12 protein-coding genes are annotated in these 10,647 nt (G+C 58.9%); 2 read left to right on the plus strand and 10 right to left on the minus strand.

The window, feature by feature from the left end:
* Positions 1-434: 434 nt before the first annotated feature.
* Positions 435-1,181 carry a transcriptional regulator gene (locus ACVV26_RS01175; protein WP_474799637.1) on the plus strand — a complete coding sequence of 249 codons (747 nt, stop codon included), beginning with the start codon at positions 435-437 and terminating at the stop codon, positions 1,179-1,181.
* Here the strand turns inward: ACVV26_RS01175 and ACVV26_RS01180 are convergent.
* A complete protein-coding gene (locus tag ACVV26_RS01180) occupies positions 1,176-1,643 on the minus strand; it encodes a hypothetical protein (RefSeq protein ID WP_474799639.1) in 468 nt (155 codons plus the stop codon). The two genes, ACVV26_RS01175 and ACVV26_RS01180, sit on opposite strands and share 6 nt — an antisense overlap.
* Positions 1,644-2,133: 490 nt before the next feature.
* On the opposite strand from ACVV26_RS01180, the gene ACVV26_RS01185 reads away from it, so the two are divergent.
* Complete coding sequence (locus ACVV26_RS01185) at positions 2,134-2,547, plus strand: NlpC/P60 family protein (RefSeq protein ID WP_474799640.1); 414 nt, start codon at positions 2,134-2,136, stop codon at positions 2,545-2,547.
* Here the strand turns inward: ACVV26_RS01185 and acpT are convergent.
* From acpT to ACVV26_RS01230, 9 genes are read right to left on the minus strand one after another with little or no spacing between them, the layout of a single operon-like run.
* Positions 2,544-3,152 (minus strand): 4'-phosphopantetheinyl transferase AcpT, encoded by a 609-nt coding sequence (acpT, locus tag ACVV26_RS01190; RefSeq protein WP_474799641.1) that lies wholly within the window; start codon positions 3,150-3,152, stop codon positions 2,544-2,546. The genes ACVV26_RS01185 and acpT overlap by 4 nt on opposite strands.
* A 2-nt stretch (positions 3,153-3,154) precedes the next feature.
* Complete coding sequence (locus tag ACVV26_RS01195; protein WP_474799643.1) at positions 3,155-4,384, minus strand: beta-ketoacyl-ACP synthase; 1,230 nt, start codon at positions 4,382-4,384, stop codon at positions 3,155-3,157.
* Entirely contained in the window at positions 4,381-5,112 is a 732-nt protein-coding gene (locus tag ACVV26_RS01200; RefSeq protein ID WP_474799645.1) for a 3-ketoacyl-ACP reductase FabG2, read from the minus strand. The genes ACVV26_RS01195 and ACVV26_RS01200 overlap by 4 nt, the downstream gene beginning before the upstream one ends.
* Positions 5,109-5,585 carry a hotdog family protein gene (locus tag ACVV26_RS01205; RefSeq protein WP_474799646.1) on the minus strand — a complete coding sequence of 159 codons (477 nt, stop codon included), beginning with the start codon at positions 5,583-5,585 and terminating at the stop codon, positions 5,109-5,111. The genes ACVV26_RS01200 and ACVV26_RS01205 overlap by 4 nt, the downstream gene beginning before the upstream one ends.
* On the minus strand, positions 5,585-6,751 hold the full coding sequence (locus tag ACVV26_RS01210) for a beta-ketoacyl-[acyl-carrier-protein] synthase family protein (RefSeq protein WP_474799647.1): 1,167 nt from the start codon (positions 6,749-6,751) through the stop codon (positions 5,585-5,587). The genes ACVV26_RS01205 and ACVV26_RS01210 overlap by 1 nt, the downstream gene beginning before the upstream one ends.
* Position 6,752: 1 nt before the next feature.
* Entirely contained in the window at positions 6,753-7,331 is a 579-nt protein-coding gene (locus ACVV26_RS01215; protein WP_474799648.1) for a DUF3261 domain-containing protein, read from the minus strand.
* Positions 7,328-9,652: an MMPL family transporter gene (locus ACVV26_RS01220; protein WP_474799649.1), complete on the minus strand. Its 2,325-nt coding sequence runs from the start codon at positions 9,650-9,652 to the stop codon at positions 7,328-7,330. Before ACVV26_RS01220 ends, ACVV26_RS01215 begins: the two co-directional genes overlap by 4 nt.
* Entirely contained in the window at positions 9,624-10,226 is a 603-nt protein-coding gene (locus ACVV26_RS01225) for an outer membrane lipoprotein carrier protein LolA (protein WP_474799650.1), read from the minus strand. The genes ACVV26_RS01220 and ACVV26_RS01225 overlap by 29 nt, the downstream gene beginning before the upstream one ends.
* Positions 10,223-10,645: an acyl-CoA thioesterase gene (locus ACVV26_RS01230; RefSeq protein WP_474799652.1), complete on the minus strand. Its 423-nt coding sequence runs from the start codon at positions 10,643-10,645 to the stop codon at positions 10,223-10,225. Before ACVV26_RS01230 ends, ACVV26_RS01225 begins: the two co-directional genes overlap by 4 nt.
* Positions 10,646-10,647: the final 2 nt, after the last annotated feature.

Raw genomic sequence — 10,647 nt, forward strand, 5'->3', positions numbered from 1 at the left:
AATTTTTGTTCGGATATTTAATGGACTTTACATAGCTTTTCTTGAGTAATTTTCAGAATGTTCTATGAGGCGAAAATAAATGCTTAAGCGGTTAATCACGTTTAAACATCAATAATGATCAAAAAGCGCCTGGAAAATATATTTATCAGCGCGGGAATTCTCTTAATTTTATTCTTCACCGCTTTCTGATGCTATTTTACAGCGAAAAAGTCTACTCACTAATAAGCAAGCGAAGCGCCGAATTTTTAATCATATTATACATCATATATCTTTACGTGTTTATTAGTCCATGATTATAATGGGGAATAATTATTGAGCGAACGCATTTAGCCGGTTAATAAATAAACGTATATTTTTACGGCAGAAGGGTCCACAATAGTCCTCCATCCCCGGATTACATCCGGCGGCAATTCTCCCCTCACTAAGGGGTTCGAATGATAACTTTTTCAACCGAAGCTATTTGCGCGATTACCGGCAACCACCCGGCCTGCATCGAACGGTGGTCAAAATCAGGATTAATCAGCCTCCACGATTCAGAAACCGGCTGGAAAGTTGAGCAGATTGGCGAGATTCACCATGTCGTTAATATGGCGGCTAGCGGCGCAACGCTGAATGAAATACGCCTGTGGCAATTAGAAGGAAAACAGTCCTGGACGCCCGGCTGGTCTGCCCATCGCGGCGAATTATTATGGCAGCTTGAATATGGTTCTGACCGGACGCTGACGCGACTGATGCGGCAAATTGACCATGATTATTGCGGCGATGATTATATTAAGCACGTGCTGCGGCCATTAAATAAATGGCTGCGTGAAGAAGATATCATGAGCGGCGCGGCGCGACGCCTTTTCCGCTTCCATGGCGCGGTATTGCACCGTGCCCGGTGCGTTATGCGTCATGCCTGGCGTACTAAACGGGTGCCGCTGTTCCTCGAAGCCATCAGCGTCGAAGATGAGACCGATGTCTGGATGGAGGCGATCCGGCTGACGCGCCAGGGTTTCGATGTTGAACTCTCCTCGCGGGTAAGCGATACCCCGGCGGTTTCAACCCAACGCTATGAACACCATTTGTTGTGGTGCAGTACCGGGATCAGCAGCAGCAAACACAGCCAGTTTCTTGCAAAGCTTGATGCCGGGCAGCCGATTCGCCTGTGCGGGCCAGATACACGCATTACGCTGTCATGATGGCGCGTGGTGCGCAACCTCATGCCGGGTAAGCTGACGATAACGCGCGTCGGCTTGCTCCAGCATCTCCTCCGATACCGAGACTTCCCATCCGCAGTGAAACAAATACCAGGCGACTTCATCCACCAGGGTGTATTCCATGAGCCGCGTGTCGCTGCCGCGAATAAACAACCCCAGGGTCAAAATGCCGGGCAAATCCTCTAGGATACGGATCTCCGACATGTGCGCCGGTAAGTAGCAAAAAAACTGCGCCATCAGATCCTGAATGATGCTCTCCAGCGGCAGCCCCGGCGCGATGTACTGTATGGGAAGCGGCATTTCTACCGGTAAGTGTGAATCATCAATGGCGTAAGTTTTGCCGTATACCGCAAGCCGGGCATTGGCTTTATCAAAATTACGTGCCAGCCAGGTTAAATTAATCAGCGCCATTTGTTTACGCGCGCACTTTTTAACACGTCGCACATCCAATGCGTTTCGAACGATATCCAGCATCATAAAATGTTATGCCTTGCCAAATGCGAAATAAGTCATGCTTTTATTTTGTCGCTATTACGCGATTATTTATCCTATTTTGCCGTAAACTCACTAAGGCGAAAATTAAATTGTGTTAGAAGACATTAACTTCAGATTAATCCTGAACCCGGATGGGAGGATTATTAACGCTTTTATCCTATCATCTGGTCTAACAGCCTGAAATATACGGCGATTCCTATGGGCTTAATGGTTGTTGTAGTGAATGTAAATTGAGTGAGTTATCACCTGCTGTTAAGGTTGGCCTCTCGAAAAGGCTATTCGAACCGGGTTCCCGCCCTCTGGTAAGGAGCAAATCACTCAGCGATTAATGGTTATGCTTAAGTCATTATTTATTATTTTATTGGTTATTATTTCACGGGTAACCTTTGCGGCTGAATTATCCCCAGAATTGCATTCATCACGCTTTCAGGTAAATCGAATGCATAGCGGCAGAATGTTTATTGCCCGCGATGTCACCAATGACGTTTTGAAAGCGCGATTATTACAGCAATATGCCGCCTGGAAAGGCACCCATTATCATATGGGCGGCAGTAGCCACCGTGGCGTAGACTGCTCGGCGCTGATGCAACACCTGTTTTCTGAATCCGCCGCGTTATCGCTGCCGCGTACCGCCGCTGAACAGATGCGCCACGGCAGGGCGGTTTCGCGCGGTGAATTAAAGCCCGGCGATTTGGTGTTTTTCAAAACGGGCCGTAGCCAGCGCCACGTGGGGGTGTTTATTGGCGGCGATGAATTTATCCACGCCTCGACCCACCAGGGCGTAACGATTTCCTCCCTGAGCAATGACTACTGGCGCTCGCACTATCAGGCGGCGCGCCGTGTAGCGGCTTAAACGCCAGTCATGACGCTGAGAGTGAGGTCAAACGGATGGGCGGCGCAGACGGCAATCATCGCCGTGGTGCCGTGGTGCCATCCGGTAAACAAATTCTGCTGGTTAAGCGAGTCGGGCGACACGTCCAGCGCCGCCATTTGCCAGACGCTGCCGCCGCGTTGTTTCAGTACCGCTTCCCGCAGCGTCCAGCCGCGCCAGAAGGCCAGTAACTGTTCAGCGTGCGGCAGGGCGGCTAAGCGCTGGCGTTCAGCCTCACCGAAGTAGTCTGCGGCGATGCGCTGCCAGGCGCGGCGCGGGCGCAGGATCTCAATATCCACGCCGACCGGCGCGCGGTCGTCAATGGCCAGCACGATCCGGTCGCCGCTGTGGCTCATATTGAAATGCGGCGCGCCGGGGCGGGCAAAGGTGGGTTTGCCGTGCTGATTGAAAGTGAGTGCTTGCAAACTTTCTGAGGGGCAATGCGCCGCCAGTATCACCCGGCCCGCCAGCCAGCTCTGGCGGCGCGGGCCTTCGGGCGCAGCGGCGGCGATATCCGCTGGCAACCAGCGCGCCACCACTTCCGGCGCGCTGAGCTGTGCAATTTCACCTTTAATCAGCCGCAGCATAGTTACGACCAGCGGCGGATCACCAGCGACGTGTTAATGCCGCCAAAGGCGAAGTTGTTGCTTTGCAGGAACTCGCAGTCGATATAGCGCGGTTCGCCCATGATGTAATCCAGCGCGCCGCACTGCTCGTCGGGCTGCTGGAGGTTCAGGGTTGGGGCGAACCAGCCTTCACGCATCATCTCCAGGCTCATCCAGGCCTCCAGCGCGCCGCACGCGCCGAGAGTGTGCCCGAAGTAGCTTTTCAGTGATGAGATGGGCGTATGCGCGCCGAATAGCGCTTCGGTGGCCTGGCTTTCGGCGATGTCGCCGCGATCGGTGGCGGTGCCGTGGGCGCTGATATAGCCGATATCACGCGGCCCGAGGCCCGCCATCTTCAGCGCTTTTTCGATGCATATCTGCATGGTTTCCCGCTGTGGCTGGGTAATATGCGCCGCATCGCAGTTGGTGGCGAAGCTGACAATCTCGCCGTAAATCGTTGCGCCGCGCGCTTTGGCGTGCTCCAGCTCTTCGAGGATCAGCGTCCCCGCGCCTTCGCCAATCACCAGGCCATCGCGGTTTTTATCAAACGGCGACGGGGTGGTTTTCGGCGCGTCGTTGCGCTGGCTGGTGGCGAACAGCGTATCGAATACCGCCGCTTCTGACGGACACAATTCTTCCGCACCGCCCGCGACCATTACCGTCTGATAACCGTGGCGAATCGCTTCCCAGGCGTAGCCAATCGCCTGGCTGCCGGAGGTGCAGGCGCTGGACGTGGGGATCACCCGGCCTTTCAGCCCGAAGAACAGCCCAGTATTCACCGCCGTGGTGTGCGGCATCATCTGCACATAGGTGGTGCCGGTGATGTTATTGGTGTGCTTCTCGGTGAGCATGGTGGCGAATTCGCTCACCGGCCCGGTGCTGCCGGTGGAAGAACCATAGGCAATCCCGGTTTCGCCATTAGTGAGCACTTCCTCACCAATCAATCCCGCCTGTTCAAGCGCCAGTTCGGTGGCGCGGGTCGACATCAGCGATACCCGGCCCATTGAGCGGATGCGTTTGCGGGTGTAATGCTCCGGCAGCGCGAAATCGTCTATCGGCGCGCCCAGCAACGTGTGCAGCCCGTCGTAAACCTGCCATTCCGGCATATGACGCACGGCGTTTTCGCCCTGTTTCAGCCGTGCCGCCACCTGTTGCCAGGTTTCGCCAAACGCGGTGACCCCGGCCATACCGGTAATAACAACGCGACGTGTCATAACATGCCTCCGTTTACAGAGATAACCTGGCGGGTGACGTAACCGGCGATATCCGACATCAGGTAGCTGGCGAGCCCGGCGACTTCATCCGCCTGGCCCATACGTTTCATGGGAATCATGCTCATCGCTTCTTTCAGCGCGGCCTCTTCCATGTCAATCATCCCGGTGTCGATCAGGCCGGGGGCGATACAGTTAACGGTGATTTTGCGCTTCGCCAGTTCGATAGCCAGCGCTTTGGTCGCCCCGATAATCCCGGCTTTGGCGGCGCTGTAGTTCACCTGGCCGCGGTTGCCCATGATCCCGGAAACCGATGACAAGGTAATAATACGCCCGCCGCTGCGCAGGCCGATCATCGGCATCACACAGGGCTGGATAACGTTGTAAAAACTGTCGAGATTGGTGTGGATCACGCCGTCCCAGTCTTCATCGCTCAGCGCCGGGAACGCGCCGTCGCGGGCGATGCCAGCGTTGCTTACCACGCCGTACCACGCGCCGTGGGCCTCGATGTCCTGTTCAATCGCCGTGCGGCACTGCTCGCGGTTGCCCACGTCAAAACTCAGCAAACGGCCCTGGCCGCCCGCCGCCGCGATCTGCTCCAGCGTCTGCTGTGCGCCTGCCTGGTCGCGATGGTAATGCACGCCGACGGTAAACCCGTCCGCAGCCAGTTTAACGGCGATGGCCCGGCCAATGCCTTTGCTGGCCCCGGTGACCAGAACTGAACGACTCATTGTGGTGATCCCTGGTTAAATAACTGTGCTAATTCAGCCTCGTCCGGCTGAAAAGTATTAATACGTCCCGTCGCCACGGGCTGTTCGCCCTGGTAAATCGTTGCCTCAAAGCTGCCGAAGCGGCTGTCCTGCATCAGCAACTGTACCGCGATATCCAGCGTGGCGTCGGCGGGGAAGTGGCTGACTGTAGATTCCAGATCCCGCGCGCCCAGCACCATGCCGAGCGAAATTCGCTTTTCGCCCTGCTGGTGGCGATGCCAGCCGGACCAGACGCCGACGGTCTGCGCCATCAGTTCCAGCGCGTACCAGCCGGGCAGGCGGCCTTCGCTATCCAGAAACGGCGCAAGCACGCCATCCGCGCTGAGCGCAACCCGGCAACGGGCGCTGTCGGCGCTGACGCTCAGGACCTCGTCCAGCAAGAGCATCGGCGCCTCGTGGGGTAAATAATCGCCTGGTGTGAGGTAACCGCTCATCAACCTCTCCCAATAATCAGGCTGGCATTATTGCCGCCGAACGCGAAGGAATTCGACAGGATAACCGGACGGGCCAGCGGCGCGGGAGCGTGCAGCAAACCGCATTCCGGCAGACTGTCGTCCGGCGTCGAGTTGCGGAAGTCCTGAGCCGGTAAATCCAGCCCGCGTAGCAGGATCAGCGCGCTGAGCGCCGCTTCGGTGACGCCCGCCGCGCCCAGGGTATGCCCGGTTAAGTGCTTGGTAGAACTGCCTGGCGTGGAGGTGCCGAAAATCGCGTTTACCACTTTCGACTCAATCTGATCGTTAAGCGGCGTGGCGGTGCCGTGCAGATTGATATAGCCGATATCCTGCGGCGTCAGCCCGGCGTCCTGCAACGCCTGGTGAATCGCCCGGATCGCCCCTTCGCCTTCGGGATGCGGCGCGGAAATATGAAACGCGTCGCTGGATTCGCCCACGCCCAACAGCGTCAGCGGCTGCGGCTCGCGGGTGAGCAGCAGTAGGCCCGCCGCCTCGCCAATGGTGATACCGCAACGCTCGCGGGCGAACGGCTGGCAAAGGGTAGTGGAAAACGACTCCAGGCTGTCAAAACCGTTCACCGGCATCCGGCTGAGCGAATCCGCGCCGCCGACAATCGCCACATCCACCAGACCGGCTTCAATCAGGCGGCGGCCACTGATAATGGCGCGGGCGCTGGAGGAGCAGGCGGTGGAAAGGGTATACGCCGGGCCTGCGAGTTCAAGATACTGGCTCAGGAAACGCGACGGATCGCCTAACTCCTGCTGGTAGTAGTGCCAGTTATCGTCGCGCTCGCGGTGATGGTGATGGCTCACAAACCGGTCGCCCTCGTCCAGCCCGGAAGTGCTGGTGCCGAGGATCACCGCCACGCGCGCGTTGCCGTAGCGGGCAATGGCGTCATCCACCTGCGGCTGGATCTGCGCCAGCGCTGCCAGCAGCAACTGGTTATTGCGCGAGCGGTGGGCGGCAAGATGCGCAGGAATAGCGGGCAGGTCGCCCTCTACGCCGCCCAGCACCGCGTCCTCGCCGTTAACCAGCCAGCCCTGGCGCGGTTTCATGCCCGGCGCGACGCCGAGTGAGAGATGACGGGCGATATCGTCGAGCGTGTTGCCCAACGCGTTGACCATACCAATCGCAGAAATATAAATCATATCAGTCACCAAGATATTGAATGGTGATGTGGTAATGGAACACGTGCTGCTCAATGCTGATCGGCTCGCGTTTGCCTTTGCGCTGCAGGTAGGTGATTTCCGTCACCAGCTTGCCGCTGCCGTCGCGCAGTTCACGGCGATCATTGATATCACGCAGCGTCCAGCCTTTCGGCAACTGGGTTTGCCAGGCGGCGAGCGGCCAGTGGCTCAGCATCACGTCCGCCAGCACCTGGCTGGCAGGTGGCAGTTGCGGCACCACAATTGACTGCTCGGTATGGATGCCCGCTTTATCATAGGTCAACAAAAACAGGCGGATGCCTACCGATGACAGCCCGGCCAGCGAGAGCTTTTGCTCATCGGCGTTGAGCAACACCAGCAGCGACTGGGTTTGCCCGTTAAAGCTGCCGGTGAGCAATTGTTGAGAACTGACCGCCGGGGTGATGCCCGGCGGTGGTAGCGTCACCTGTACCCCCGGCTTCAGCCAGGCTTTAGGGCGTGTTTCTGTTGGCGTGGAGTGGCTGCAACCCGCGAGCCACAGCGCCGCCAGCAACAGGCCCGCGCGCCAGAGTGTCTGCTTCATCGTTTCTTTCTCTCTTTTCGGTCGGGCATCGCCAGCGGCGATAGCACAAAGGCGGTGAAAATCCCGCTGCACAAGACAATCCCAAAGCTGGCGATCGCCTGGGTACTGCTGAACACCAGCATCCCGAGGGTCAACAGCGCGGTGATCATCGCCACGGTGACGGCGAGCAGCGAGGTCAGCGGCGTGCCGCGCGGATTGCTGAAAAACAGCGTGTAATTAATCCCGATCCCTAATACCAGCACCAGCGCCAGCAGGGAAAACAGGTTCAGACTGTGGCCGGTAAACGCCAGCACTGCAAGGCCGGTGGTGAGCGACAGCAGCGACGGTACCAGGCTTATCGCGCCTTTGCGCAGGCCAAGCCGCGCCACCGCGCCGATGGCAATCACCACCAGCGCCACGCCCAGCAAGCCGCCCAGCAGGGTGCGGTACAGCGCGAACAGATTGTCGAAACTGGCTTTGCGATCGACCCACACCACGCCCGTGGCCTGCTCCGCCAGTTGATTCAGCGCATCGCTGGCCTTCACGCCGTTGACCGGCACCAGTACGCCGCTCTGGCCATTTTTCAGGGTGATCCACATCAGCCGCCAGCCTTCGCTCACCGGGCTGTTCAGCCACTGCTCCGGCGTAACTGGCATCGGGCGGGTATCCGGTTCATTCAGCGTAATGCCCGCCTGGCTCAGCACCTGGCGTACGGTCGGCACACTCTGTCCAATCAGCGCCACATCCTGCTGCTGGCGAGCGAGGGAGTTGAGCGGGATCTGCCGCCAGCTCTCAATCAGCCCCTGCTCTTTGGCCTGCGCCAGCGCTGGCGTAAAGGCTTCGAGGCGCTGGAGCGTCTGCTCAGGGGTATCGCCGTACACCACGAACCATTTCTGGTCGACGCCCTGGCCGGTCAGCGCGGTGATGGTTTTTTCCTGGGCCAGAATATCGGCGGGCAGCGCCTGGAGCTGGGCGATATCGTCATTAACTTTCAACAGGCTAAACCCGGCGATGGAAACCGCCACCAGCACCACCGGCAGCCCAATGCGCAGTGCATTGTTGCGCCGCCAGGCCGCCAGCCAGCGCATCAGCCATACCATGCCCGGCACCGGACGCACCGGTAAACGACGGCACAGCCACGGATGCCAGAAAATCACCGTCAGGCACGAGGCGATCAGACCCGCCGCCGCGAACAGCGCCATCTGGCGGATGCCGGGGAACGGCGCGAGCATCATGATCAAATAGGCCGCCACGGTGGTGAGCAGCGCCAGCAGCAGCGCGTTGCGCACTTTGGCGAGGCTTTGCCACGGCGACATCTCCGCACCATGCACCATGCGTTCGGTCAGATAGTAGAGCGTGTAATCCGCCGAGATGCCGATGATGCTCATGCTCATCACCAGGGTCATTAAATGCAGTTCGCCGAACACCATCAGCACCGACACGCTGCCCGCCAGCGCGCCGACGCCCACCGACAGCAGGCACAGCAGCAGCGGCGTCACCGAGCGGAACACCGCGACGATCAGCAAAATCACGCCCAGCACCGTGGCGACGCCGAGGGTCGAGACATCGTGCTTCGCCTGCTGGCTGGCATAATCGCTGTAGAACAGCGTGCCGCGCGACAGCACCTGCGCCTGCGGGAATTCGCTTTTCAGTTTGGCTTGCAGGGCGTTCAGCGTTTCCACCCTCTGGTGGGTTTGCTGCATATCGAACGATGAACCAGCCAGCTCGCCGTGCAGCAGATACCAATTGTTCCCTTGCGCATCCTGGGCCACCAGCCAGCCGTTGAGCAGCCGCAGGTGGCTGGCGTTTTGCGCCAGATTCATTTGCGCGCCGCGCACCAGCATCAGCGGATCGTGCTGTAGCTCCTTGCCGCTGACCCCGGAAAATGCCGAATAGACCTGGGATAAAATCCACTGCGCCTGGGCGTTGCCGCCGTCCTGTAAACGGGCGCGGGTCGCGCTGTCGAGGCTGCCGTTGCGGTGCGTAAAGAAAAACTCGCCCCACGCCTGCTGCGCGGCGGCATCCACCGGGCCGCCGACCTTCGCCAGCGCGGGTTGCTGTCGCAACAATTCCAGATAGCGTTGGGCGGCAGCCGGATCGGCCTGTTTGCCGGGGCTGACCATCCACACCAGTTGCTGGTCGAGGCGCTGCATAAAGCCGTCGTTAAGCGCTGGCGGCACTGCCCCCAGGCTCTGGCTCGGCAGCAGCGCCAGCACCGAACTGTTGATCCGCGCGCCGGGCAACAGCGCCGCCAGCGTTGCCGCTAATACCAGGCAAACCGCCAGCCAGACCAGCGCGCCGCTGCGCCGGGGCTCAGAATGCAAAACGTTGGCGTTCGTCATCGGTCAGGGTCGCTGGCGTCAGGCGGTGTTGGCTGAAGGTAATGTGGGTTTTATCACCCTGTTTGTCGTCTAACTGGATGGCGTCCAGGTAGTCGCTACCGTTCAACGTGATGGTGGCGAAGATTTTATCCAGCGGCGTGGTGATCGGCGTTAATACCAGTTGCCACGCGTTGTTGCCCTGGTCCTGGAAATCGAGGCGGAAATTCTGCTCCAGTACCTTGCGGTCGGCCTGGAACAGGGCGCGCAACAGGTGGTTAAACTGGAACATCTGCGGGTTGGTTTGCGCGGTGATCACCTGCGGCGCCTGGCCGTTGATCACCTGTACCATCTGGCTATCGTTAAGCATCAGCGTCATCGGGAACGGCGCGGTTTGCTGCCACAGCAGGCCGTTGTCCCGGGCGATGATCATCTCGCCAGAGGAGCGCAGCGGCTGGGGCATATCTTTAATCTGCCGCTCCTGAACAAAGTGCGCGCGCACCACCGGTTGGGAGGTAAAACGCTGTTGCAGAGTATCCAGCGTGACGGCGTGCACCAGCGGGCTGAGTAATAACAGGACAAGGGCCAGGGCTCTCATGGCGTCACTCCCATACGTTCGAAAAGAATAGCGGGGCTCACAAAGCAGAGTTCGCGGGTGGCTTCTTCCACCGCCACCTGGATGGTGTAGCCCGTGGTGGTGCGTTTGCCGGTTGCGGCGTCGAAAATTTCATAGCCGATGCGCAGGCGGTTCTCAAACTCCTCGATGCGCGCCCGCACCCGGACGCGCTGCTCAAATGTCAGCACATCGCGGTATTTCACCCGGGTGTCGACCACCGGCCACAAATAGCCGGATTCCTTCATCTGGCGGTAGCCGTAATCAAACTGATTAAGCAGCGCCTCGCGGGCCACTTCGAAATAGCGGAAATAGTTGCCGTGCCACGCCACGCCCATCATATCGACATCGTGAAACGGGATGGTCAGCTCAACCTCGGCGGTAAAACGCGGATCGTTCAGCACCT

It is taken from the genome of Atlantibacter sp. MEI4A-1023 (assembly GCF_056155425.1).